The sequence below is a fragment of the Nocardiopsis ansamitocini genome (assembly GCF_030268225.1).
GTDB classification, from domain to species: Bacteria; Actinomycetota; Actinomycetes; order Streptosporangiales; family Streptosporangiaceae; genus Nocardiopsis_D; species Nocardiopsis_D ansamitocini.
In genome coordinates, this window is record NZ_BSQG01000012.1 from 18,725 (window position 1) to 43,545 (window position 24,821).

General features: G+C 67.0%; 19 protein-coding genes. 8 read left to right on the forward strand and 11 right to left on the reverse strand.

The window, feature by feature from the left end; genetic code table 11:
• Positions 1-18: 18 nt before the first annotated feature.
• The 9 genes from QSJ59_RS22275 to QSJ59_RS22315 form a co-directional block, all read right to left on the reverse strand.
• Positions 19-1,425, reverse strand: coding sequence for a PLP-dependent aminotransferase family protein (locus QSJ59_RS22275; protein ID WP_285761697.1), 1,407 nt, complete (start codon positions 1,423-1,425; stop codon positions 19-21).
• Positions 1,422-3,797: a carbamoyltransferase HypF gene (hypF, locus tag QSJ59_RS22280; protein ID WP_285761698.1), complete on the reverse strand. Its 2,376-nt coding sequence runs from the start codon at positions 3,795-3,797 to the stop codon at positions 1,422-1,424. The genes QSJ59_RS22275 and hypF overlap by 4 nt, the downstream gene beginning before the upstream one ends.
• Positions 3,798-3,810: 13 nt before the next feature.
• A complete protein-coding gene (gene hypE / locus QSJ59_RS22285) occupies positions 3,811-4,857 on the reverse strand; it encodes a hydrogenase expression/formation protein HypE (RefSeq protein WP_285761699.1) in 1,047 nt (348 codons plus the stop codon).
• Positions 4,858-4,886: 29 nt separating this feature from the next.
• Positions 4,887-5,471 (reverse strand): cysteine hydrolase family protein, encoded by a 585-nt coding sequence (locus tag QSJ59_RS22290; protein ID WP_285761700.1) that lies wholly within the window; start codon positions 5,469-5,471, stop codon positions 4,887-4,889.
• 106 nt (positions 5,472-5,577) lie between these two features.
• Positions 5,578-6,828 (reverse strand): condensation domain-containing protein, encoded by a 1,251-nt coding sequence (locus QSJ59_RS22295; protein WP_349497232.1) that lies wholly within the window; start codon positions 6,826-6,828, stop codon positions 5,578-5,580.
• A gap of 152 nt (positions 6,829-6,980) precedes the next feature.
• Positions 6,981-7,754: a thioesterase II family protein gene (locus QSJ59_RS22300; protein WP_285761702.1), complete on the reverse strand. Its 774-nt coding sequence runs from the start codon at positions 7,752-7,754 to the stop codon at positions 6,981-6,983.
• Complete coding sequence (locus tag QSJ59_RS22305) at positions 7,751-8,983, reverse strand: cytochrome P450 (protein WP_285761703.1); 1,233 nt, start codon at positions 8,981-8,983, stop codon at positions 7,751-7,753. Before QSJ59_RS22305 ends, QSJ59_RS22300 begins: the two co-directional genes overlap by 4 nt.
• A gap of 2 nt (positions 8,984-8,985) precedes the next feature.
• On the reverse strand, positions 8,986-11,049 hold the full coding sequence (locus QSJ59_RS22310; protein WP_285761704.1) for a non-ribosomal peptide synthetase: 2,064 nt from the start codon (positions 11,047-11,049) through the stop codon (positions 8,986-8,988).
• A gap of 113 nt (positions 11,050-11,162) precedes the next feature.
• Positions 11,163-13,079: a condensation domain-containing protein gene (locus tag QSJ59_RS22315; protein WP_285761705.1), complete on the reverse strand. Its 1,917-nt coding sequence runs from the start codon at positions 13,077-13,079 to the stop codon at positions 11,163-11,165.
• 617 nt (positions 13,080-13,696) lie between these two features.
• Here QSJ59_RS22315 and QSJ59_RS22320 point away from each other — a divergent pair.
• Genes QSJ59_RS22320 through QSJ59_RS22350 form a run of 7 tightly spaced genes read left to right on the forward strand, consistent with a single transcriptional unit; the run spans position 13,697 to position 22,103 of the window.
• Positions 13,697-14,647, forward strand: a complete 951-nt coding sequence (locus tag QSJ59_RS22320) for a MaoC family dehydratase (protein WP_285761706.1) — start codon at positions 13,697-13,699, stop codon at positions 14,645-14,647.
• Positions 14,648-14,690: 43 nt separating this feature from the next.
• Positions 14,691-16,049 (forward strand): MFS transporter, encoded by a 1,359-nt coding sequence (locus QSJ59_RS22325; RefSeq protein WP_285761707.1) that lies wholly within the window; start codon positions 14,691-14,693, stop codon positions 16,047-16,049.
• The gene (locus QSJ59_RS22330) at positions 16,046-17,053 is read left to right on the forward strand and encodes a MaoC family dehydratase (protein WP_285761708.1); all 1,008 of its coding nucleotides are present in this window, start codon (positions 16,046-16,048) and stop codon (positions 17,051-17,053) included. Before QSJ59_RS22325 ends, QSJ59_RS22330 begins: the two co-directional genes overlap by 4 nt.
• Complete coding sequence (locus QSJ59_RS22335) at positions 17,053-18,741, forward strand: thiamine pyrophosphate-binding protein (RefSeq protein WP_285761709.1); 1,689 nt, start codon at positions 17,053-17,055, stop codon at positions 18,739-18,741. Before QSJ59_RS22330 ends, QSJ59_RS22335 begins: the two co-directional genes overlap by 1 nt.
• Before the next feature lie 16 nt (positions 18,742-18,757).
• Positions 18,758-19,966, forward strand: a complete 1,209-nt coding sequence (locus tag QSJ59_RS22340) for a CaiB/BaiF CoA transferase family protein (protein ID WP_285761710.1) — start codon at positions 18,758-18,760, stop codon at positions 19,964-19,966.
• Entirely contained in the window at positions 19,966-20,682 is a 717-nt protein-coding gene (locus tag QSJ59_RS22345; RefSeq protein ID WP_285761711.1) for a GntR family transcriptional regulator, read from the forward strand. The genes QSJ59_RS22340 and QSJ59_RS22345 overlap by 1 nt, the downstream gene beginning before the upstream one ends.
• The gene (locus tag QSJ59_RS22350) at positions 20,679-22,103 is read left to right on the forward strand and encodes a xylulokinase (RefSeq protein ID WP_285761712.1); all 1,425 of its coding nucleotides are present in this window, start codon (positions 20,679-20,681) and stop codon (positions 22,101-22,103) included. The genes QSJ59_RS22345 and QSJ59_RS22350 overlap by 4 nt, the downstream gene beginning before the upstream one ends.
• Before the next feature lie 330 nt (positions 22,104-22,433).
• Here QSJ59_RS22350 and QSJ59_RS22355 read toward each other — a convergent pair whose 3' ends face one another.
• Complete coding sequence (locus QSJ59_RS22355) at positions 22,434-22,736, reverse strand: tetratricopeptide repeat protein (protein ID WP_285761713.1); 303 nt, start codon at positions 22,734-22,736, stop codon at positions 22,434-22,436.
• Between the two features lie 411 nt (positions 22,737-23,147).
• A complete protein-coding gene (locus QSJ59_RS22360; RefSeq protein WP_285761714.1) occupies positions 23,148-23,525 on the reverse strand; it encodes a hypothetical protein in 378 nt (125 codons plus the stop codon).
• Between QSJ59_RS22360 and QSJ59_RS22365 the strand changes: the two genes are divergently transcribed.
• The gene (locus tag QSJ59_RS22365) at positions 23,515-24,726 is read left to right on the forward strand and encodes a hypothetical protein (protein ID WP_285761715.1); all 1,212 of its coding nucleotides are present in this window, start codon (positions 23,515-23,517) and stop codon (positions 24,724-24,726) included. The two genes, QSJ59_RS22360 and QSJ59_RS22365, sit on opposite strands and share 11 nt — an antisense overlap.
• Positions 24,727-24,821: the final 95 nt, after the last annotated feature.

Below are 24,821 nucleotides of genomic sequence, written 5' to 3' on the forward strand. Positions count from 1 at the left end.
GACGTGTACCGCGATTCATCACGACCTTGAAACCTGCTCTCGACCGCTTCGGATATCCGGCCAACCGGGCAACCCCGGGTTGTCGGAGTTGTCATGGCCGGCGGTGACGGCCTCGGTGTACAGAGAAGCCGCATCACTCAGCACCGGTGAGTCCGGTTCGAAGGTGAAGCCGTACCCGGGACGCCCGCGCAACCGGGCAACACGCGCCGACAACGCGGACGGGTGTCCGGTGTCACGGACCGCGTCCGCAAAGATGTCCGCGAGTTCCGGCAAGTCGTCCACCGTGATACCGCGGTAGGTCGGCTCGTTCAGACCGACACGGACTCCGGCCTCCACGAAACCGGGCAGACCTGTCATGAAGTTCACCCGGATACCGGCTTGGAACAGGCGGTGGCTTGCCACCTTTGCCGCGATACCTTCCGCTGCCGTGTCCAACCACAACTGATGCCCTGCCGAACATCCACGATCGGCGGCGACCACGGGGATTCCGCGCTCGACCAACAGCCGGCCGAACCGCCGGGTGTTGTCGGCGACCGCGCGCGCGTACTGCTCACCACCGAAATCACGGAATTCCAATAGCGCCATACCGAGACTTATGGTGGTGGCGAAATGGTGGCTGCTGATCAGATAGTCCTGGGTCTGCTCGACCCGTTCGGCGACCTTGGGACTCCGTGTCAGGAAGACCGCCTTCTGCGGCCCGGGAAAGGTCTTGTGGGTGGAGCCGCCGAAACTGTCGGCGCCGCAGTCCAAGGGGTTGGCGTACACACCGCCGAGGACCAGACCGAACCAGTGGCTCGCGTCGACGTGTACCAGTGTTTCGGGACTGGCAGTGCGAACCGTCCGCACGAGGCTTGGGATGTCCACCGGGAAAAGGCAATGGGACTGATCGACGTAGACCAGGGAAGGGCGTTTCTCAGCCAACAACTGGGCCGCGTGCTCCAGGTCCAGGCAATGCGGGTCGGGTCCGCTGAGGCAGTCGACGCCTAAACCCATCCGTTCGGCGATCAAACCGGTCGCGTAGTGGCCGCCGTTCTCCGGCGAGATCGTCATCACCGTCGAACCGGGCGAGCCGCCCAGCGAGGCCAAGACCAATGCCATCGCGCTCAGTCCGCTCAGCGGCCGAACCGACACGTGCCCGGCCTTTCCCAACTGGGCCAGCAACGGCACGGTCAGACTCGTCTCCAACTCCCACAGGTTCTGTCCCCCGCGAAAGTTCCAGCGGTCCGGGTTCCCCTGCTCGTTGAAGAAATACCGGTGATAGGCATCGGTGAGCATGGGCAGTTTCGCCAGACCGGACATGGCGTTCTCGGACGGCACCATGTTCAGGACGTGAGAGGCCGCCCGCTCATTGGCCACGAGCATTCGCAGAACGTCTTCCACGGTGAGATCCGGTTTCTGCATCCCTGCCTCCTTGGGTTCGTTCACTGGTTCTCCTGCCGGGCCCGGATCAGAGCTCCGGCAACCATCACCTGACCGAGTGAGATCCCGCCGTCGTTGCACGGCACCAACCGGTGGCCGTACGCGTGGAAACCGGCTCGACGCAGCTTCACAAGGCAGTTCACCGCCAAGAACTCGTTGAGGAAAACGCCACCGGAGAGCACGACCTGCCGGATTCCCCGGGCAGCGCGAAGTGCGAGGCACCGGTCGACGACCAGCCCGACCACTCCTGAGTGGAATCTGCGACTGATCACCGAAAGCGTTTCGCCGGCCGCGAGGTCCACCGCGATCTGTCGAACCACCGGGCGCGGGTCGACCTCCACACCGTCGGCCCGCGGGACATGATCGAACGAATAAGACTCGGTCAAGGCGAGGTCTCGATCCAGCAGTCCTTCCAGCTCTATCGGCCCTTGCGCCTCGTATTCGGCCCGGGTGCAAAGACCCAGCAACGCGGCGACTCCGTCGAACAAGCGCCCCATACTGGATGTCGGTGGCGCGTTGACCCCTTTGCGGATCATCGTGGTGAAAACATGCCTCTCCCGCTGCGACAGGTCACGGAGGGCCGGGAAAGCGGCGCACGCGGCCTCCGAGGTGCGGAAAGCGTCCAACGCAAGGGCGAAACCGGTCCGGACCGGTTCGCGCACCGCCTTGTCGCCTCCCAACAACGGCAGGTACCGCAACCGGGAAACTCGATCGACACGCTCGAAATCACCGAGCAGGAACTCGCCGCCCCAGATCGTTCCGTCCCCTCCATAACCCGCACCGTCGAAGACGACTCCAAGCGTGGTTCCCGACAACCGGTTCTCCGCCATGCAGGCGGCCATGTGCGCATGGTGATGTTGCACCGGCAGCACCTCGGCCACGTCCTGTTCCACGGCCGTCCTGGTGGCTCTGAACGACGGGTGGGAGTCGCAGGCTATGTACCGTGGCTGCAATTCGTGCAACGCGGCCACGTGGGAGGCGGTCGTCTGATGTGAGGAGAAGGTGGCGTCGTTCTTCAGGTCTCCGATGTGCTGGCTGATGAACACCGATTTCCCGTCGGCCACCGCCACGGTGGTCTTCAATTCCGCCCCTAGTGCGACCACCGGCTCCTGGGAATCGTCCACGCGCACCGGATAGGGCGCGTACCCTCTGGACCTTCGCAGGAAACTGACCAACGGTTCGTCGAGTTCCGGGTGGACCGAACAGCGCACCACGGAGTCGTCGACCCTGATCTGGATGTCCCGGTCGTGGTGGAGTACGAGGTCGGCGACGGAGAACAGCCGGGCAAGGGCTTCGTGGTTGCGGTACTCGATGGGGTGACCGGAGGCGTTTCCGCTCGTCATCACCAGCAGGTCCGGGCCAGGGGGTAGCAACAGCAGGTGGTGCAACGGTGTGGAGGGCAGCATCACCCCGAGACTGGGATTGCGCGGCGCCACCTCTTCGGGGATCGCGCCCGGTATCTTTCGCAGCAGGACGATCGGGCGCGCAGGTGCGATGAGCAGCTCCGCCTCGGCCGGGCCCCACTCGGCGAAGCCCGAGACGCCTGCGAGGTCCGCGGCAAGCAGGGCGAACGGTTTGGAGTCGCGTCGCTTGGCACGCCGCAGCCGTAGCACCGCGTCCCGGTCGCGTGCGTTGACTGCGAGGTGAAAACCACCAACGCTTTTCACTGCGACGATCCGACCGTTGGCCAACGCGTCGCTGGCCAGCCGAAGCGCGTCCTCGCCTTCGGCGAAATCACCTGTCGGCCCAGCGAGCGTCAACCTTGGGCCACAGGCAGGGCAGGCATTCGGCTGGGCGTGGTACCGCCGGTCGCCCGGGTCGGTGTACTCCTTTGCGCAGTCGGGGCACATCGCGAACCGGGCCATGGTCGTCTGCGCGCGGTCGTAGGGCAACTTCTGGATGAGGGAGTACCTCGGACCGCAGTGGGTGCAATTGGTGAACGGATAACGGTAACGGCGGTCGGCCGGATCAAGGACCTCCTGGAGGCAATCCCCGCACACGTGCGAATCCGGCGCGACGAATGTCCGTGCCCGCACGGTGCGAACGCTTTTCCTGATCTCAAATCCGGTCGGCGCTGTCGCGGTGTCGACCGGGACAGCTGTCTCGAGCGAAATACGATCGACGCGCGCCAACAATGGAGCTTGTTCGGTCAACGCGGCAAGAAATTTTTTGAGGACCGGAACGAAACCGTTCACTTCGATCCTGACGCCAAGGGTGTCGTTGAGCACCCAACCCGTCAACCCCATCGCGGTGGCCGTCCGGTAGACGAAGGGCCGGTACCCTACTCCTTGGACGACCCCGTTGACCTCGATCGACCAACGCTCGACAGGCGCTCCCGGATCCGCTTCAGCAGGATGACGGATGTTCTGATGCCGCATGTGTCCCATCCGCTCAGCACAGTCGCGGCAGTTCGGCGCCCTGCAATTCCTCGAGTATCCGAATATGGCCGTCCCGGTCCCGCATTCGCACGGCTGACTCGGTGTCATCCGCCACCTCACCGACGACGACCGCTCGGCGACCATATGGATGGCTATGAAGTGCGGCGAGGACGCGTTCCACCGCTCCTGGATCGAGGAAGAGGCACACGCAGCCCTCGTTCGCGGTGTTCAGGGGGTCGATACCCAGCATGTCGCACGCCATTTTGACCTCCGGGTCGACCGGTAGCGCCTGTTCATCGATTCGCAGCCCGGCTCCCAGCGCTTTGGCGTACTCATGCAGAACCGCCGCCAGGCCACCACGGGTCACGTCCCGAACGGACCTCACGGCGCCGTCCTCGACTGACTCGAACGCTTCGGTGATCAGACCGTTGAGTGGGGCGCAATCGCTGGATACCCGACTCTCGAAGCCGAGGCCTTCACGAACGGACAGCAAATGCACGGTGTGATTGCCGATCGGTCCGCTCAACACGATTTGATCGCCCGCTCGCACGTCGGTCATCCGCAAAGGCGTCCGCTCGAACACACCGATCCCGGTCGTGTTGAGGTAGATCTGGTCCGCTTCTCCCGGACGGACGACCTTGGTGTCGCCTGCCACTATCAGCACACCGGCCTGACGTGCGGTCTCCCGGATCGACTCGAGCACCCGGGTCAGTGCCGCGACCGGAAGACCGGCTTCAATGATCATGCCGAGCGTGAGGTACTTCGGGGTGGCGCCTATTACAGCCAGGTCGTTGACCGTCCCACAGACCGCGATCTTTCCGACATCCCCGTTTCCGAAAAACGGCGGGTCCACCACGAACGAGTCGGTGGTCATCGCCAATTGTCCGGCCGCGACGGAGAGGACGGCGCTGTCTTCCATCTGTCCGATATAGACATCGCCGAGCACAGCCACGACGTACTCGACCAGCTCACGGCTGAGCCGGGCTCCGGTCCCGTGGTCGAGCACGATCTGCCGGCCTGCGAAAGAACGTGTTCCTGTCAGCACGCGGTTCCCGTCCATCGGTGCGTCGGATACATGATCGGTACGGGTCAGGGGGTGACGAAGACCTTGCGCGGCAGCCCGCCTTCGACATCCAACGTCCGAAGGATCTCGTCGGATTCGGCGACCGTGGCGCAGTAGCCGTCCAACCAGTCCAGTGCCCTGATCCGGTCTTTGTCCCGGGCCGAGACCACGCAGTCACTGGGCACCCAGACGTTGTAACCGCGGAAGAAGGCATCCGCGGCGGTGGTCTGGACACAGATCTGCCCCTGCATCCCGGTCACGATGACGGTGTCCACGCCAAGCGACTGCAGGCGCTCGTGAAGGTCGGTCTCGAAAAATCCGCTGTCCTTGTTCTTTTCGACGAGGATGTCGGACTCGTCGAGGAAAACGGGCAGGATCTCGACTCCCTGAGTACCGCGTTGCGCCGGCAATCTGCCCTCGTAGCGTTCGGCGATGGGATCATCCGGCAGGTTGACGAGCTGAAGATGCAGTACGTGGTGTCCACGACGGCGGATCTCGTTGAGGAATCGCGAGAAACTCGGAGTCGCCTCCTCGATCGCTCTGATCCGTTCTTCGTTCTTGTTCACCAGGTCGTACTGCAAATCGTTGGTGAGCACTGCGACCTTGCCCATGAGGACTCCCACCCTTGATACGGCGATGCGCGACGTTTCGTACAACACGTTGGCATCGGCCAGATGCATTCAGTAGTCGGGCGAAACCCTGACAGACGCTACGATCTCAGTCGAATACTCGTCTGTGCTGCTGCGCGGCCAACTCGCCGAGCAACGCTATGTAGTCGGTCGCCAATTGTTCGGCTCTGGCGTGGGTGAACCTGTTCGCCCGGTAACGGAGCAGTACGAACGCGTCTTGATCATCGTGCCTCAACCGCAGGCTCAACGGACGCAGCACGTATTGGCGGGGCGGGTTGACGCGTTCAACTCGAAGGCCGAGGGCCTTCTCCACGATTTCCGGTTCGCGCTCCGCCGTGAACTGGACCTGGGCCATTCGCTCCATCAAGTCGGTTCCGTCGAGGTGGGGGGCCAACAAGTGCGGTGGCAGGTCATTGTGGAGGAAATCGCGGACGACCTGATCGTGGGTCCTCCGGATCAGTTCGTCCCAGGTCGGGTTCGCGGACAGGTCGACGCGCACGATCACGTCATTGGAGAAGTCCGCGACCAGGTCGCGAAGTTCGGTGCGGTCCCGATAGGAGATCGGTGCGTTCACACCAATGTCTTGTTGTCCGGAGTTCCTGGCCAACAAGACAGCGAACGCGACAAGCCCCACTGTGTAGAGCGTCGTGTGCCGTTTCTTCGCCGTCTTCCACAGCTCGGCGAACAGAGAACAGCCGACAGGCATATTCACCATGCCGCCGAGCTGCGCCTCTTCCGGTGTCTCGTCCCCCGGCTCGACATCGGTGGGCAATTCCGCCGGCAGCGCGCCTGCCATCCGCTCGGACCAGTAGGCAGTCAGCTCGGCCCCCCGCGCACCGGCAAGGCGTCGGGCGTGCCACGACGCGAAATCGGACCACTGGACCGACAGCGCGGGCAGCACCGGCTCGGTTCCGCTTACAACAGCGCCGTAGCACACCGCCAGGTCCCGGACCAATACCTCCAGAGTCCTGGCATCGGCGATGATGTGATGGACGAGAAGGAGTGCGATGTGGTCGTCGTCGGCCAACCGGAGCAATCGCAACCGGGCCAGGGGACGCTGATCGAGCGGGAACCGCCGGTCGACTTCCTGTCGACTGATCTCATCACACTCCGCCAGGCCAGACACACGGGTAACCTCGATCGGGACCCTCAGCCGATCCGCGATCACTTGTGTCAACTGGCCGTGCTCCATGCAGAGCGCGGTCCGCAACGTCTCGTGTCGGGCGATCACCATGTTCCACGCGTCCGTCAATTTTCCCACGTCGAGCTGGCCGCGCAAACGCAATCCGCTGATAATGGCCAGGGCCGGACCGGGCCGCCGTTCGATCCCTTGCCACATCCCTTGTTGGGACACGGCCGCGGGGAACCGGGATTCCCCCGGCTGGCGGGGAAGCGACGGGATCCGCTCGGCCCTGCCTCTCCGCGAGCGCAACAGCTCGGCCTCAAGTTCCCCTCGCTTTGCGAAGTCCGAGGCGTCCACCCGTGACGTGCTCATGCTCGTTCCTCCGTTCGCGCCGGCGACAGGCCGTCGGCGAACAAGGCGATCAGCTCCGGAGGAGCGTCGATGAAACTGTGGTGGTTCCCGCCCAAGAGCCGGAAGGTGGTCTTTCCGGTTTCCGACCACCCGCCCATGAGTTGGTGCGGAACCTCGACGTCCTGGTCCCATCCGATCGACGTGATCGGGCAGGCCACCCTTGCCGGTCGCTCGACGCGGTATGCCCTGTGCACCTCGATGTCGGAGAGCAGCACGTCAAGGGTCAACGAAACCATGTCCGCCCGTGGTTCACCACCGAGCCTCGTGAGCAGGCCCCGTACTTCCTCGGCGAGTTCGTGGGGAGCCATCGACAGGAACCGGCCGTATGGCCCGTCGTGAGGCGCGACTTGCGACGAGACGAACAATCGGGCCGGCGTGGAGGCACCGTTGCGGGCCGTCCGCAGGACGGCTTCATAAGCGAGCAGAGCCGAGCTGCAATGACCGAAGAACCCGAACGGACGGTCCAGGTAAGGCGTCAAAGCATCGACCATCTCCTCTGCGAGGGCATCGAACGAGGAGAAGTTCGGCTCTCGCAACCGGTTCTCCCTCCCGGGCAGCTGGACCGCGCACAGTTCCACCTCGTCGTCCTCGCCGATGAACCTCGGCCAATGCCGGTACATGCTCGCACCGCATCCCGAATAGGGAAGACAGAACAGACGGGCAGCCACCCACTCGGAGGGCTGGCTCAGGAGCCATCGGGTGGACCGAACCGACTTCGGCCGCATAGTCATCGCCTCCTGGCAACCAATGGGAGATGTTTGATGCCGGCGATGAAGTTCGAGCGCAAGTGCTCGCTCTCCCCTGCCGGTTCGAAATTCGAAAAGGACTGGTCCAGCTCGTCGAACAGCACTCTCAGGGAAAGTCTGGCGACCGAATGGCCGACGCAGTAGTGCGCACCGCTGCCGAACGCGATGTGTCTGTTGCCCTTGCGGGAGGGGTCGAATGTGTACGGCGCTTCGAACACCTCTTCGTCCCGATTGGCCGAACCGATCCAAACGACGATCGCGTCGCCGGCACGAATGCGGCGGCCCGCCATTTCCAGATCGCTCTGAGCATGCCTCATGAAGTGATTCGCCGGTGACGACCAGCGCAACGCCTCCTCGATGGCCGGATCGTCGATCCCCGGCCCGGCCAGCATCCGCGTCAGTACGTCCGTGCCGGCGAGTTCCGCCAGCATCGCGGTGGGCACGTACGGTGTGGTCACCAGGGCCCCCAGCAGCAGGCTGTAGCAGTTGGCGACCACCTCGCCCGGGGCCGCCGCGCGGCCGTCGACCTCCATTCCCAGCAGCAGACCGATCAGGTCGTCGCGCTGTGGTTTTCGACGGCGGTCCCGGATGGTGTCGGAGAAATAGGCGAACAACTCTCGATGCGCGCGAACCAGAGTGCTCCCAGGATCGCCGTCCACCGTGTACTCGGGGTCGTCTGGGGCAACCGCCATCAGGGACAACCGGGAAATCTCAGGGTAATCGGCCTCGGGCAACCCGAGCAGCGAACCAGCGGCGGCCACGGGCAGCCCGCCGATCGCGTCCGCGAAGTCGAAGGGTTCCTGGCTTCTGGCAGGGAGCAGCAAACGCCGAACGTGGGCGGTGAGATCGTCCCGGAGCCGATCGATCGACCGCATGGCCAACGCCCTGCGCAACGGCTCGCGCATCTGTCGGTGTCGTGGCGGGTCGGTGGCCACCAGCTGCCGACCGGCAGCCGGATCAGACTTGCCCAGCAGATTGAGCAGGGTACCGCGTTCGGAGGTGAACGTGGCCGAATCGCGCAGTACCCGGATGCCCAGCTCGTGTGTGGTCACCGACCAGAACCCGGGACCGCGGTCCGTCTCCTGCCAGCGCACAGGCTCACGCAGTCGCATCTCGCGCCACACCGGGTGCGGGTCGCCGTGCGCGTACAGTGAGGGATCGGCCAGGTCGACCCTGTCGAGATCGATCTCCCCGGCATGTGGCGGGCAAGCCATCCTCATGGTGTTCCCCCGTTCTTTCCGGCCGGTGACGCATCAAACGAATCGATCAGCTCGGCCAGCTCCAGCACGGTGGGTCGGAGATAGAACGTCCGTGCCGACACTTGGATCCCGCGGTCGCTCTGGAGCCGATCAAGAAACTCCGCAGCGGTCAGGGAATGTCCTCCGAGTTCGAAGAAGTCGTCCTCGACTCCGACCTGTTCGATCTCGAACAGCTCGGCCCATAGCTCACACAGATACCGCTGGACGAATCCGACCGGAGGTACATACGGATTTGGCGACGGTCGGGAAAGGGAATCGTCTGGTGGGCGCAGCGCTGCTCGATCCACCTTTCCGGCAGTCGTGAGCGGCACCTGATCGATTACGACCAGCTTGGACGGGACCAGATGCTCCGGCAACCGTTCGCGCAGCCATATTCGTACCCGACCGGCCAGATCCCCCTGGCCTTCATCCTCGGCGACCAGGTAGCCAACGAGTTCTTTGCCGTTCCGCGCAGGAAACGCGACCACCACGCACCCCGCCACGGCGGGATTCTGGTTCAACACGTTTTCGACCTCACCGGGCTCCACCCTGTAGCCGTTCACCTTGACCTGATGGTCCAGGCGGCCCAAGTAGTCCAGCTGTCCGTCCGGCCTGGCGCGGACCATGTCTCCCGTCCGGTAGAGCCTGGAACCGGGATGCCTGCCGGTAGGGTCCGGTACGAATCGATTCGCGGTCCTCGCGGGATCGCCCAGATAACCGCGGGCCAGCCCCGATCCACCGGCGTACAGCTCTCCGGCGATCCCCGGAGGAACCGTCTGAAGGTCCGGGTCGAGTACCAGGACTCGTGACCCCCTGATCGGTACACCGATAGGCAACGGCGCATCCGGGTCGACAGATCGGATCCTCGCGCAAGTCGTGAAAGTGGTGTTCTCGGTCGGTCCGTAGCCGTTGGTGAACTCGATGTCCGGATAGGCCTCCAGCAGACGGGCCGCGGCAGACGGGTCCACCACGTCGCCTCCGACGAGCAGGTGGCGTACCCCGGCCAGATCCGGTAGATGTGCGACGACAAACCGATGGAACAAGCCGGAGGTCAACCACAGCACCGTGACGCCCTCATCGCGTATGGTCGCGCCGAGTCGGCTCAGATCCGGGCGGCCGGGCGGGAACAACACGAGCCGGCCACCGTTGCACAACGGCGCCCAGAGCTCCAGTGTGGACGCGTCGAAAGCGATCGGCGCGGCTTGCAAGAACACGTCGTTGCGCTGGAAGTCGGCCCAGTCCGGGCGACGTACCAGCCGTGTCACCGCCGAATGCGGAACAGCGACTGCCTTCGGCACCCCGGTAGATCCGGATGTGTAGCTGACGTACGCGAGGTTTCCCGGTGCCCCGACGAACTCCGCACCGGGAGCGCGGGCGGACGGCTCCAGTGGCACGACGTCGGCTCCCGACTCGGCGAGCCGCGAAATCAGCGCGCGATCGGACAGGACGACCCGAACCCCCGCCTGCCTGATGAGAGCGGCCAGCCGTTCGGGAGGCGACTCCGGGTCAAGTGCGAGGTAGGCGGCCCCCGCGTTGAGCACGGAGAGCAGTCCGGCCACCAACCGCGGCGACCGTTCGGCCAGGACGCCCACTACCTCCTCTTCGCGTACCCCTCGCTCTCTCAGCCGCTGGGCCAGCCCTTCGGCCTGTTCGGTCAGCTCCTGAAATGTAAGGGAACCGTCGGCCTCAGAAGTCACGGCGACCGCCTCTGGCGTACGCGTGGCCCATTCCCCGACCATGTGGTGCAGGCACCCGTGCGAGAGCGATGAGTCGTTTTCATCGGGGACCCCGGGGGGTCCGGTGAAAGGAATGGTCGCTACCGGCTGCTCAGCCGGGGCAAGGGCGGCTTGACCGACCAGACCGGCCGTGAGCTCCACATCCGGCCGGCTCATGGTCGCGGACCTCAGGGCGGGGCCTGTCACCAGTTCCACGCCGTCCACTACGGCCCCGTCCGCCTCCGGCAATCCCTCGGCCAGGTCCCCGAGCGTGGTGAGCGGCGTGAACGCGACCGTGATGCTGCCAGTAGCCCAGCGGACCGGCACATGGTCGCTCCCTGTGCGCCGGTGCATCACCGCCACAAACGCGGCGAGTATTTCACGGAATGGCAGATCCGCTGCGGCCGGCGCCAACCGGACTGGTTCCACACCCATCCACCTCATTCTTCGACGATCCGTCGCATTACCAGCCAAGCCGTTTCCGCGACGGTGTCATTCATATAGAGGTCCCGAACGGTCAGTTCGACATCGAATTCGTCAAGGATCCTGGCGGTCAGGCGAACGGCGATCAAGGACTGGCCTCCCAGCTCGAAGAAACCGTCGTGCACGCCTACACGGTCGGCGTCGAGCAATTCGGCCCACATAGAAGCGATTTCCCGCTCGAACGGAGTTCGTGGCGCCACATAGCCGTTCGGGGAATTAGTCTGCCCTGCCTTTTCACCGGCCAATCGGCCATAGTCGATCCCGCCCGACGACAACCGGGGCAGCTCTTCGAGTTCGACGAATCTTTCCGGGACTTTCCCATCGGGGAGTCGCTCCGCGGCAAGATCGAGCAGCCTTCCCCCATCGAATCGGGTGTCTGGTTCCGGCACCACGAAGGCGACGAGCGTCGATTCCTGAATGACGACGGCAGCGGCCTCGACCCCGGGGAGTTCGGCGACGACCCGTTGCGTCTCGACCGGGTCCGCCTGTCGGCCCCCGGTGGCAGCCTCCCGCTCGGAGGGAGCCGAACCTCCGGCACGGATGGCTCTTCGGCCTCGAACCGGTTCGGGCAACGGGATCCGGGAGAGGCGCAGGCTCGGATCTGACGCAACCGTGTCCAGCACGGTCAGCAGGCTCGCGGCCATCCGTTCCGCTGTGGACCGATCGAACAAATCCGTGCGGTACTCCAATCGGGCGGGATAATCGCCCGCCCCGGGTTCGATGTCGAACAACAGGTCCGCCTTGGCCGTGCCGGTGTCCACGTCCAACTGCTCGAACACCAGGCCGGCTGCTCGCAGAACCGGACGCCCCATGTTCTGGAGCGCGAGGATCACCCGTGCGGGGTCGGCGTCGCTCCTCTGCGCTCGTGCCAGTTCGAGTACCCGGTCGAATGGCATCTCCTGATGGTCGAAGTCGCCCGTGCAATTGTGTTTGACCTGTTCGAGCAGGTCACCGAAGGACGCCTCTACGGCCACGGCTGTTCGCACTACCGTCGGGTTGACGAAGCAGCCGATCAAGGATTCGAGTTCGGGCCGGATCCGGCCGGCCATCGGAGTGGTGACGGCGACATCCCGCTGACCGCTGCAACGTGCCAGCACAACGTTCAGACCGGCCAGGATCACCATGAACAGGGTGGCCCTTCGACGTCGGCCCAGTTCCTGGAGCCGGGTGATGAGAGCGGCGGGCATCACAAACCGGTGAACCGCACCCCGACCGCTGGGAACCGCCGGACGCGGCCGGTCCGCGGGCAGTTCCAACGGGGCCAGCCCTGCGAGGCGATCGGTCCAGTAGCCGTTCAACCGGGCGAGGTGGGCACCGCTGAGCAGGTTCCGCTGCCACACGGCGAAGTCCGCGTACTGGATCGGTTGCTCCGGGAATTCGAGCGGCATGCCACTGAGCAGTGCCTCGTATTGGGCGGCCAACTCGTCCAACAGCAAGGTCGAGGACACTCCGTCAGTGATGATGTGGTGCATCACCAAGAGGGCCACGTGTGCTTCCTGGCCCAACCGCAGCAGGCTGAGCCGGAGCAGGGGTCCTTCCCCGAGGTCGAAAAGCCGACCCGCTTCGGCCTTGACCGCTTGTGACAGGTCTGTCGGGCGTATCCGCGAAACCGGAACGGTCAGCGGACGGTGCCGCCGGATGATCTGGACCGGCGCCCCGTCCCTCAGCTCGAAAACCGTCCGCAAGACCTCGTGCCGGTCCACCACAAGATTGAGCGCGGCCTCCAGGACGGCCGTGTCCAGCGGACCGCTCAGCCGCAGTATCCCGGTGACGTTGTAGGTCGGTAGATCGGGGTCGATCTGGTGCTGCAACCACAGGCTCTGTTGAGCGAACGACGTCTGGACCGCCAGTGCGTCGACTGCGCCATCGGACACGGGCCTCTCCTCCCTCTGGCCTCCGAGCGACCGGGCTCGCGGTCAGGCTTCAAGAGGATGGTCGGCCAACGCGCGCGAGGCACGGTAGTCGGTGCTCTTCCCGACTACCGTGCCTCGCGCCTCGCGCCTCGCACTGTGTCGCGGTCGCGGTAGGCCACCCGGTCGAAAGCCGGGGCCGACCTCCCGTCGATCCTCTGCGTTTGCGGTGCTCGCGCTGTTCACGGGACTCAGCGATCGTCGCTTCGGTGGCGCAGCGCCTCGGATGCTCCCGCTTGGCCCGGCTGGAGCGGGCCTTGCCTCCCAGCCCCCGGGCTCCGGGCGGGCCCGGGGCCGCCCCTTCGGCAGACCTCCCCGACCGCCCGGGAAACACGTCCGCGCGGCCCGGCGGAGGCGTTCCCTCGGCACCGGCAGACCCCTCGCGCCGCACGGCAATCGCAGGCCTCCATCCCGCCCCGCATGGGGCAGACCCCCGCCACGCGGCGTCGGCGGCCCCGTGACGAGGGAGAAGAGCATCCTTTGTGACCCTTGACACTCTGCACCCGACAAACATAACCTCCCATCTAGTTGTCTAGACACATTGCGTTAACAATGTCCTGCTTCACCCCGACGGAGGACCTATGGCATCCCTGAAGGAAGCCCGTTACGAACTGGTCGAGATCCCGGAGCGCTTCGGCCCGGTCACCCTCGACGTCGACCGGCAGAAAGTCCTGGACTACGCCTACGCACAGCGCGACTTCGGCGACTGGTACTTCCACGGGTCCCCGTTCGGCGGACCGATCGGGCACCCCCTCGTGCTCGCCAACGACCTGCTGTTCCTCTTCTACCAAGGCTACGACGGCAACACCGCCCAGGGGCTGCACACCCACGAGACACTGCGCTTCCACTCCCCGGCGGCGGTGGGCGAGACGGTGACCGTCGAGGGCGGCTACACCGAGAAGTACGAAGCCCGGGGCCAGGGCTACGTCACCCTTGAGGCCACGGCGCGCGGCGCCGACGGCCGTGTGCTCGTCGAGCACACGGGCAAGGAGATCATGCGTACCGTCGCCGGCGACGTCGTCGGCAAGGGCCGCTCGGCCGGGGCGGCACGCAAGCGCTCGGTGCAGGCACTCGTCGACGGGAGCGTCCCCGCGATCACCGTCGCCGCCCACAACGTTCCCGTGCGTGCGGGGATCCCCGCACGGACCGTCTCCTTCACCCAGGACCAGATGTCGCTGTTCTCCTGGGCCGGCAAGGGCTACTCCAACGTGCACACCAGCCCGGAGAAAGCCGCCGCGAGCGGCCTCGACCGCACCATCGTGCAAGCCCAGCAGCAGACCGGGCACATCATCGCCAACCTCGTGGACGTCTTCGGAGCAAGCTGGTTCACCAGCGGCGAGCTGGACCTGCGCTTCGTCTCCCCCGCCTACGTCGGTGACGTGCTCACCACCACCGGTGCGGTCCTCGGCGAGACGGACGGCCGCCTCGAACTCGAAGTATGGGTCGAAAACGGCCAGGGCACGAAAACCGCCGTCGGCTGGGCCTCAGCCGCGATCGACGAGGACACGGCGCGCCCTGTCCAACTGATCTGACCGGCTCGTTCCGGCCATCCCTCAGACGCCAGAGGAACCAACCATGACCAACACCGACCCATCAGCCCCACAAACGCCCGAAGGACGCGCCAAACTCGCCAAACGGGCAGCCGTCGCAAGCCTCGTCGGCACCGCCGTCGAATGGTACGACTACTTCATCTTCGGCACGGCCTCCGCCCTGGTCTTCGGGCGCCTGTTCTTCCCGAACCCCGACGACCCCATCCTCGGCACCCTTTCGGCGTTCGCCGTGTTCGGGGTCGGATTCGTCGCCCGCCCCCTCGGTGCCGTCGTCTTCGGTCACTTCGGGGACAAATTCGGCCGCAAGGTCGCACTCATCACCACCCTGATGATGATGGGCGTCTCCACCTTCCTCATCGGCCTGCTGCCGACAGCCGAGCAGATCGGTATGTGGGCCGCGGCACTGCTGGTGCTGATGAGGCTCATCCAGGGCTTCGCCGTGGGTGGCGAGTGGGGCGGGGCCTCACTGGTGGCCGTCGAGTACGCCCCGGAGGACAAACGCGGCGCCTACGGCAGTTTCCCGCAGATCGGCAACGCCATAGGACTCGTGTTCTCCACCGGCATCTTCGCCGTCGTCTCCCTTCTCCCCGACGAACAGCTCTTCTCCTGGGGCTGGCGGATTCCCTTCCTGCTCAGCGCCGTACTGATCGTCGTCGGCCTGTTCATCCGCTTCAAGCTCACCGAGACCCCCGCCTTCCAGGCCGCGCAGGCGCAGGTGGAGGCCGAGCAGGCGGCCGTGCAGGTCAAGGAGAAGATGCCGCTGGCCGAGATCTTCAGGCACTTCAAGAAGCCGCTGCTGCTGGCGATGGGCATGCGCTTCGGTGAGGCGGTCTTCGGCTACATCGTGCTGACCATCGGCCTGACCTTCGTGGAGAACTACACCGACATCCCGCGCACGCACGTGTTGATCGCCTCGTCGGTCGCCGCCGGATTCGCGATCTACACCTATTACTTCTTCGGCAAGATCAGCGACAGGGTCGGGCGGCGCACGGTGTTCATCTTCGGCTCCGCGTTCGGTGCCGCCGTCGTCTTCCCCTTCTTCTGGGTCCTCGCCGCCGACAACATCGTGCTCATGTACGTCGTCTACACACTCGCCTACGCCATCGGCGTCGGCGCGGTGTACGGGGTGGAGCCGGCGTTCTTCTCCGAACTGTTCGGCACCAAGGTCCGCTACACGGGGGTCTCCCTGGCAGCGCAGATCCCCTCCATCCTGGTCGGTTTCTGGCCCTTCCTCGCCACCGCGCTGTTCGCGGCCACCAACGGCGACCCGTGGCCCATCGCACTGCTGACCGTGGTCTCCCTGGGCATCGGTCTGCTCTGCGCCTACCTCGCCCCGGAGACCAACCGGTCGGACATCAACGAGATCGGGGAAGAGGCCCGATGAGCGCTGGAGCTTCCTGGCGGGACCTCACCGATCCCCGAGCGGCGGAGACCGGGGAGAGCCCCGAGACGGGCCTGAAGGAACCGCTCTTCGAGAACCTCGACATCCCGGAGCGGCTGGGCCCGGTGACCGTGCTGATCGACGACCACAAGATCAAGCGGTTCGCCTTCACCCAGGACGACCACCACCCGTGGCACCTGGAGTCCAGCCCCTTCGAGGGCAGGCGGATCGGCCACGCCGCGCTGCTGGGAAACGACCTCGTCCAGCTGTTCACCACGGTCTACGCGGCCAGCGAGGTCGTCGGGCTGCACACCGAGGAACAGCTGTGGTTCGACTCCCCGGCGTTCCTCGACGAGGCCGTCACCCTGGAAGGCGCCTACACGCAGGCCTACGAACGGCGCGGCCAGGGCTACGTCGTCATGGAGGCCGCCGCCACCGGCCAGGACGGGCGCAGCGTGCTGCGCCATCGCGGGGTCGAGATCCTGCGCACCCGACCGGGTGACGTCGCGGGCCGCGGCTCCTCAGCACCCGGCCCGGACTCGCGCCGCGTCACCGGCGAGGTCCCGGCCGGTGCCCCCGCCTTCGACCCGGTGGCACCGCGACCGGGCCAGGTCCTGCCTCCCCTGGTCAAGGCCATCACCACCGAGCAGGCGGCCGTGTTCTCCCGCATCGGGGAGTACGTGCGCAACATCCACAACGACCTCGATCTCGCCCGTGACGCAGGAATGCGGGTGCCGATCGTGCAGGGGCAACAACAGTTCGGCGTACTCGCGGAACTGCTGACCCGGGCTTCGGGCGCCGCGTTCTTCAGCGGCGGCTGGATGCGCGTCAAATTCCTCAACACCGTGAACGTGCACGAGCCGATCGAGGCGAGCGGCGTCGTCACAGCGGTCGACGAGGAGAACGTCGAATTCGAGATATGGGTGCGCCGAGCGGACGGAAAGCTCAGCACCGCGGGGTGGGCAAGCGCGCCGCTCCGCACAACCACCGAACGAGAGGGACAGTAATGACGGAGATGACCGGCGGAGCACTGGTGGTCAAGATGCTGGAATCGCTCGGAGTCACCCACGTCTTCGGCGTGGTCGGCGGGCAGACGCTCGCCATCACCGACGCGATCATCGACACCGACTCCATCGAGTTCGTCCACACACGCCACGAGAACGCGGCGGCGGTCATGGCCGACGCCTACGGAAGACTCACCGGCCGCCCCGCGGTGGCGATCTCCACCACCGGGCCCGGCGCCACGAACCTGCTCACCGGCGTCGGCGGAGCGTTCCGCGACTCCAGCCCCGCGATCATCATCACCTGCAACAACAACGGCGAGAACATCCACAAGGACGACGCGCAGAACGCCGACCACATCGACATCTTCCGCAACTACGTCAAATACGGGCGGCTGGTCGCACACGCCACCTCGATCAAGCAGGCCATGGAAGAGGCCTACATCAACGCCATGACCGGGAGCCCCGGGCCGGTGCACCTGGACTTCGCCCGCGACACCATCGAGCAGCCGGTGGAGAACCCGCCGACGGTGCCCGCCGTGCATCCCGCCCGTTCCTGGGTGGGCACCCGACCGGTCGCCCCGAGCGAGCAGATCGAGGCGGTCGCCGCCCGCGTGCTCGCCGCCGAGAAACCGGTCATCTGGCTCGGCAACGGCGGAAACCGCGGCCAGGCCTCGAACGAGGTCCTCGCCCTGGCCGAAGCGCTGAACATCCCGGTCATCACCACGTTCAACGGCATGGGCGCGGTCCCGACCACCCATCCACTCGTCTTCGGGGCACTGAGCCGGATGGGAACCAACCTGAGCACCCGCGTGATCGGCGAGGCCGACCTCGTGCTGGCGTTGGGCAACAGCCTCAACGCGGTCTCCACCACGCGCTGGCGCCGCCGGCTCCCCGAGATCGTGCAGGTCGACATCGACCCGGCCATGATCGGCCGGTACTACGCGGACGTGACCACCGGCGTCGTGGGCGACCTCGCGTCCTTCGCCCGGGACCTCACCGCGGCCACCGCGGCGCAGGCCGGGCAGGCACACGGCTCCCGCGCCGGCTGGATAGCGGAACTGCAGAAAGCCGAGCAGGAGTGGTGGGAGCTCAGCGCCGCCGTCGAACCGGAGAACCCGGGGACCGTGTCCCCGGCCGTCGTCGTGCGCCGGCTGCGCGACGTCACCCCCCAGGACGCCGTGCTGATCCCCGACGCCGGAAACCCCGGGGTGTGGTCGTTCCTGTGGGAGATGCCGGTCCCCTACCGCTACATCAAGCCGGTTGGGTTCGGGAACATGGGGTTCGCCCTCCCCGCCGCGATCGCCTCGGTCTGCGACGCCCCGGAGCGGCCCGTGCTGGCCCTGATCGGCGACGGATCCCTCGGCATGAGCCTCGGCGAGCTGGAGACCCTCGCCCGGGTCGGCGGCCCCGTGGTCGTCGTGGTGCTCAACGACTCCAGCTACGGCAACATCCGCCAGGAGCAGGTCCTGCACTTCAACGGACGTACAGTCGGAGTGGATTTCCGGGACGTGGACTTCGCCCAGGTGGCGCGCGGCATGGGTCTGGAAGGGGTCCGGGTGGCCGACCAGGAGTCGATGGTGCGCGCGGTACGCGAGGGCTTCTCCTCCGGTGCGCCCCTCGTCGTCGACGTCGTGCTGGACCGCGAGGCGAACGCCTGGACCTACGAGGCGTTCACCCCCTACGAGGGCTGAAGGCGAGGAGGCCGACATGGAGCAGCAGGACAGCGAGCACACCCCGGGACCGCTCGACGGCGTGAAGGTCCTCGACCTCTCACGCTTCATCGCGGGCCCGCTGTGCGCCCAGATCCTCGGGGACTTCGGTGCCGAGGTGGTGAAGATCGAGCGCCCCAGCGGCGAGGACTCCCGTCACCACGGGCCGTACTGGCAGGGCGAGAGCATCTACATGTTCCTCTACCACCGCAACAAGCAGGCCGCGACCCTGGACACCCGCCACCCGCGCGCCAAGGCGATCCTGGAGGACCTGGTGCGCTGGGCCGACGTCGTCGTCGAGAACTTCCGGCCCGGCACCCTGGAGAAAATGGGGTTGGGGTACGAGCGGATGAAGGAGATCAACGAATCCGTCGTCCTCGTCTCGATCTCCGGGTTCGGGCAGACCGGGCCGGAATCGCCCCGTGCCCTGTTCGACGCGATCTCCCAGGCCTCGTCCGGCCTGATGAGCATGACGGGTGATCCTGACGGCAGGCCGACCCTGAGCGGGACCTACATCGCCGACTACACCACCGGGTACCAGGGGGCGATCGGTGCCATGGCGGCGCTGACGCACCGGGAACGCACGGGAGAGGGGCAGCTGGTCGACATCGCCAGCTACGACACGATGTTCTCCGCGCTGGGCACCCGGCTGATCGCGGAGCTCATGCTGGGGCTGGAGATGCCCCGTTCGGGGTCGCGCGACCTCCTCACCGCCCCCGTGAACGTGTACGAGGCGGCCGACGGTCCGATCTACATCCAGGCCGGGACGGCGTCACTGTTTCCGAAGCTCTGCTCGGTGATGGGCCGCGAAGAGCTCTCCGCCGATCCGCGCTACGCCACGGTGGAGGGCAGAATGGCCGACCAGGCCGCCCTGGAGTCGGCGATCCAGCAGTGGGCCGAGGGGCTCACCCGTGAGGAGATCGCCCGCCGGCTCGACGCGGCGGGGGTGCCCTACGCCAATGTCGCCAGCGTCCGCGAGGTCGCGGCCTCTCCGCAATTGGCGGCGCGTGGCATGATCGTCGAAGCAGAACATCCGTCGCTGGGAACGATCCGCATGCCGAACAATCCCATCCACATGGAGAAGTCGCCGCCCACGGTGCGCAAGGCACCGCCGCAGGCGGGCGAGGACAACGACTACGTGTACGGGAGCATCCTGGGGTTGAACGCCGAACAGATCCGGCAGCTCCGCGCCGAGGGCGTCATCTGATGCCGCGGAGCGTCCTCTACCGGGTGATCTACGACGACATCCTTTCCCAGATAACCTCGGGCGCGCTGAAGGCCGGTGCGAAGCTGGAGAGCGAGCCCGAGCTCGCCCGCCGGTACCAGGTGAGCCGCATGACCGTGCGGCAGGCCCTCGACCTGCTCATCACCGATGAGCTGGTCACGCGCAAGCGCGGCAGCGGCACGTATGTGCGGGAGAACCCGCGTCGTGGACGGCGGCTCAACCGGTTGCGCTCGTTCGCCCAGGAGCTCGCGGGCTCCGATGTGGCCGTTACCAGCAGGACTCTCTCGGCGACCGAGGAAAAGGCTCCACAGGAGGTCGCCGAGGGACTGGGCCTGGAGGTCGACGACGCGGTGAACCGGATCAAGCGCCTGCGCCTCGTCGGCGGGGTGCCGGCGGCGGTGCAGGACGCGTGGGTGCCCTACGCCGCCGCCCCCGGTCTGGCGCGCGACCCTCTGGTGGACGGCTCCCTCTACCGGACCCTGACGGAGAGACACGGCCTGAAGCTCCGATGGGCGGATCAGACGATGACGGCGGCCCTGCTGGAACCCGCTGAGGCGGGGGCGCTCTCGGCGCCGGTGGGCGGAGCGGTGCTGCATTCCCTCCGCATCACCTACTCCGACACCGAAAGCGCCGTGGAGTACACCAACAGCTGGACGCTCCCGGAATTCCCGCTCCTGCTGCGGATCGACGCCGAATGAGCGCTTCCGAGCAGACCGTCGTCGCCGTCGACGTCGGTACCTCCGCGGTGCGGTCCGGACTGTTCGACCTCTCCGGCGGGTTGCTGCGCTCCGCACGGGTCGCGCGCACCACGGGTGTCGGTGACCTCTTCGACGCCTCCGGGCTCTTCGCCGAGGTCGGCGAATCGCTGCGCGAGCTCGCCGTGGAGTCCCGGCCCCGCGCGCTGTGCGTGTCCGCGCACATCGGCAGTGTCGCCGTGGACGCGTGCCTCGATCCGGTGCTGCCGGGCGGCGGGTGGTCCGACACCCGGGGCCTGGACCTGCTGAGCCGCCTGCCGCGTGCGCGGCAGGCGGCGCTGCTCGCCGCCGCCGGACGTCCCGCGCTCTCGGGCGGGGCTGTCGCGCTCGCCTTGACACTGGGCGGGTCCGGTCCCGGGGAGCAGGTCCACGCGCTGCTGAGCCCGAAGGACTTCCTCGTGGCCCGGCTGACCGGCCGCGTGGCCTCGGACACGGTAAATGCCGCCTACACCCTGGGCTCCGACGTGCGCGCCCGGTCCTGGCAGTTTGACGCGCTGCGGTCCCTGGGGCTCCCGAAAAGCTGGTTCCCTGCGCAGGTGGAACCGACCTCGGTGGTCGGGGAGGTCCACGGTGTCGGAGCACGGTGCACCGGCCTGCCGGAGGGGACACCGGTCGTCTCGGGTGGCCCGGACGGCTCGGTCGGCATCGGCGTACTGCTCGGCACCACCTCCTCGGGGATCGCGAACGTGGCGGGAACGACCGATGTGCTGGCCCGTTTGATCGATGATCCCGCCCGTGCACGGGACGGGGCCGTGGTGAATCCGTCCATGGTTCGCGCGATGTGGACCGCCGGGGGCGCGACCGGGATGACCGGCGGCGCGGTCGCCCGTTGGCGGTCGTTGGTGGGGGCGGTCGACGACGAGAGGCTCGGTGCCGTGCCGGTGGGCAGCCGCGAGCTGCTGGTCTTCCCCGGCTTCTCCGGTGAGAGGTTCCCCCGCTGGCGGCCCGATGCGCGGGGCGCCGTCCTCGGGCAGGGCCCGGAGCACGGGCCGGCGGAGATTCTCCGTGCCGCGCAGGAAGGAGCGGGCTTCACCGTTCGGGAAGGGGCCGATCTGCTGGATCCGCACCGTGGACTGCCCATGCTGTTCGCGGGGGGCTCTGCCCGTTCCACCCAGGTGGCGCGGCTGCGCGCGGACGTCCTCGGGCGGGCGGTGCACGTCGCGAGCAATCCCGATGTGACCCTGGTCGGTGCGGCCGCCCTGGCACTGGTGGGGATCGGTGAAGTGCGCGACCTCGACGAGGCGCGCGACCGGCTCGGCCTCACATTCAGCGTGGTGACGCCGGACGAACGGCGCAGTTCCCGTTACGACGAGGTGTTCGCGCGCTGGACCGCCGCGCGGGAGTCCGACCGGGCGGCCGCCTGATCTCACCTCTTTCGCAATGCCGGGAAGGCGACGCGGTCAAGGGCGCGGGGCACGGAGGTCCGGCCGTAGGTTCCGACAGGCCGTCCCAGCCGGTGAGTCCGCGGTGGTGGTCGACGCGAATTCCCTCGTCCGGACGGGGCGCACCCGGATCGTCGGGTTCGCCCCGTCCGGAGCAGGTGGACGCCCCTGCCGGAGAAAACGGCCGCTCGTCCTGCAAGCCGGCCTGCACAGCACTGGACTGCCCCATTGGCGCGAACCCTTCCCGGCCGCCATCGACCGGTGAACGGTCCTGGCGCCTCGACGCCAGGACCGCAGCGACACACCCGGTCGCTATCGGCCGGTGCCCCTGACCTCGGCAGCGCGCGCCCACCACCGCTGCCCCTGATCGGCGTCACCTCGTTCGTGGGCGAGGGTGCCCAGGTTGGCCATGGCGAGGGTGTCGCCGGTCTCGGCCGCTCGGCGATACCACTCCCGGGCGTCCTCGACATCACCCCACCCGTGGAACAGGTTGCCCAGGTTGATCATGGCATCGGTGTGGCCGGCATCGGCGGCTCCGACGGTTTGTCGGTACCACTCCCGGGTCTCGGCGGCCCCTCCTCGTTCGTGGAGCAGATGATCCGGATCGGTGGTCATGGCGTGGGGTGTGGGTCCGGGACGGACCGACGCCGCACCGACCGGTGCCCGCGCAGGTGTACTTCTTGGCGGCCGGAGCTCGTGGTGCCCGACCGAAGAACCGACAGCCGTGGAGCGGCGGCCGCGTACTGCGCTACTCCGTGCCGGGCGCCGGCCTTCGACAGCCTCGGTCGAGCACTCGTCGGCAGGCTCGTCAACGGGGCAGCGCGGGCTCAGAGCCCGCGCACACGAAGGCCCTGTCCGTCCGGGCTTGGGGGAGGACGTCTGAACTCGCCCCCTCCACGCATCGTCGTGCCATCGACGCGCATCCGCTGCCCGCGCCCCCTCAATGCGATGTCGACGCTGGAGCGGGGCTGCTAGCGCGGCGCCGTGTGCGTCCGGGACGCCGGTGGAGAGCACAGCTCCGGGCGGTCATTCCTCGTCGGCGCCGTCCTCCGGCCGTTCCCCGGACGAACGGATGCGGCCGGCCAGCCGGTAGTCGACGTGGATGTCCTCGTAGACCACCCCGGGTTCGACGGGCCTGGGCACACCCGACCGGGTGCTGCCCGCAGTGCCCTCCGACTGTGGTTCCCCCCAATACCGGGACCGGACTTCCGGCTCCTCGTGGAACGTCAGTTCGTCCGCGGACACGGCGGCACCGATCTCCACGTCGTATTCGGGTTCCTTCTGGTCATCCATGATCTCCGCGTCCACTCCGGCCCTCTTCGCCGCCTCCGCGTCCTCGGCCGCGCCGCCTGCCCCCTCGGTGTCCTCGACCGCGGTTCCTGCGCCCCGACCGATGCCCTCCACCGTGTTTCCGTGCGTCCTTGCCGCCGTCCTCGCCCGCATCGCCCGGGCCCTGACCGGCGCCCTCCACGGTGCCGGCTACGCCCTGACCGGCATCCCCGACAGCGGTGCCCGCACTCTGACCAACGTCCCCCACAGTGCCGGCCACACCATGACCAACGCCCCCGACCGCAGCACCCGCACCTCGACCGGCGCCCTCCACAGCACCAGCCGCGCCCCGACCAACACCTTCCACAGCACCAGCCGCACCCCGACCGACGTCCCCGACGGCGGTGCCCGCACCCCGACCGACATCCTCCACAGCACCAGCCGCGCCCCGACCAACACCTTCCACAGCACCAGCCGCACCCCGACCGACGTCCCCGACGGCGGTGCCCGCACCCCGACCGACATCCTCCACAGCACCAGCCGCACCCTGTCCCAGGGCTCCCACGGCCTGCCCCGCGCCGCCCGCCACCTGGTCGAGAGTGGATTCCACCCCTCGGGCCACGTGTTCCAGGATCTGCGGGTTCGCGTCGATGGTCTGGAGGACGCGCGTAATGATTTCCCGGACGTTGTCGAGCCGGACCTTGAGCAGGGCCTGGGCCTCGACCCCCTTGATGTTGAGGTGGACACGGCCGAGTCCGACGTCCGCCCCCACTTTCAGTTTGAGCAGGTCCAGCACTTCGGCCTGGAGCGAGACGGAGGCCAGCAGGTTCTCGACCTCGAGTTCGATCTCGTCGACCTTCAGGGTCGGGACGTCGAGGAGCACGTCCGTCTCCCCGCTTCCGGCGACACGGTCGACGGGAGCGCGACGGGGCTCCGGAACCTTCTCTGCGCGCTGCGACTGCTTCGCCTGCGTGGGTACGGACTCCACGGTCCCCTGCCCCGACGCGTCGTCCTCCCGGGTTCTCTTTTCACTGTCATGGCTGGTCTGGCTCTTGCTGTTCTCGGCCTCCTGAGTACTGTGATTCACCTTCCCGGCACCCTTCTGCGTGGTTCGCGGCACATCCCCGCGATCGCTACGCCCTCCTGGGGATGCGATCTCCCCGGTCGGCCACGGCGCGAACACCCGCACCGGATATCCGGTTCGTCGCCGTTCAGGAGTGATGAGAGCGTGTTCGCCCCATGTACCCACGACCACCGCCGGGAAACTGTTCTCCCTGTTCAGGGCATGTTTTGGAGCGGCATTTCAGGGCTCTGGGCGCGGAGGGACGGTCGTTGACGGCTACCTGGGCACGATCCGATCGTCCCCCTCAGGAAGGGCCTGCGTCGGCAAGACCCCGTGTCCACTTCCGAGCCGCGGTCAGGGCTCGGACC

Excerpts from the sequence above, each read along its gene's own strand:
- hypF (WP_285761698.1), bottom strand. The coding sequence starts at position 3,797 with ATGCGGCATCAGAACATCCGTCATCCTGCTGAAGCGGATCCGGGAGCG.
- hypE (WP_285761699.1), bottom strand. The coding sequence starts at position 4,857 with ATGGACGGGAACCGCGTGCTGACAGGAACACGTTCTTTCGCAGGCCGG.
- QSJ59_RS22290 (WP_285761700.1), bottom strand. The coding sequence starts at position 5,471 with ATGGGCAAGGTCGCAGTGCTCACCAACGATTTGCAGTACGACCTGGTG.
- QSJ59_RS22295 (WP_349497232.1), bottom strand. The coding sequence starts at position 6,828 with ATGTGGCAAGGGATCGAACGGCGGCCCGGTCCGGCCCTGGCCATTATC.
- QSJ59_RS22300 (WP_285761702.1), bottom strand. The coding sequence starts at position 7,754 with ATGACTATGCGGCCGAAGTCGGTTCGGTCCACCCGATGGCTCCTGAGC.
- QSJ59_RS22305 (WP_285761703.1), bottom strand. The coding sequence starts at position 8,983 with ATGGCTTGCCCGCCACATGCCGGGGAGATCGATCTCGACAGGGTCGAC.
- QSJ59_RS22320 (WP_285761706.1), top strand. The coding sequence starts at position 13,697 with ATGGCATCCCTGAAGGAAGCCCGTTACGAACTGGTCGAGATCCCGGAG.
- QSJ59_RS22325 (WP_285761707.1), top strand. The coding sequence starts at position 14,691 with ATGACCAACACCGACCCATCAGCCCCACAAACGCCCGAAGGACGCGCC.
- QSJ59_RS22330 (WP_285761708.1), top strand. The coding sequence starts at position 16,046 with ATGAGCGCTGGAGCTTCCTGGCGGGACCTCACCGATCCCCGAGCGGCG.
- QSJ59_RS22335 (WP_285761709.1), top strand. The coding sequence starts at position 17,053 with ATGACGGAGATGACCGGCGGAGCACTGGTGGTCAAGATGCTGGAATCG.
- QSJ59_RS22340 (WP_285761710.1), top strand. The coding sequence starts at position 18,758 with ATGGAGCAGCAGGACAGCGAGCACACCCCGGGACCGCTCGACGGCGTG.
- QSJ59_RS22345 (WP_285761711.1), top strand. The coding sequence starts at position 19,966 with ATGCCGCGGAGCGTCCTCTACCGGGTGATCTACGACGACATCCTTTCC.
- QSJ59_RS22350 (WP_285761712.1), top strand. The coding sequence starts at position 20,679 with ATGAGCGCTTCCGAGCAGACCGTCGTCGCCGTCGACGTCGGTACCTCC.
- QSJ59_RS22355 (WP_285761713.1), bottom strand. The coding sequence starts at position 22,736 with ATGACCACCGATCCGGATCATCTGCTCCACGAACGAGGAGGGGCCGCC.
- QSJ59_RS22365 (WP_285761715.1), top strand. The coding sequence starts at position 23,515 with ATGCCCTCCACCGTGTTTCCGTGCGTCCTTGCCGCCGTCCTCGCCCGC.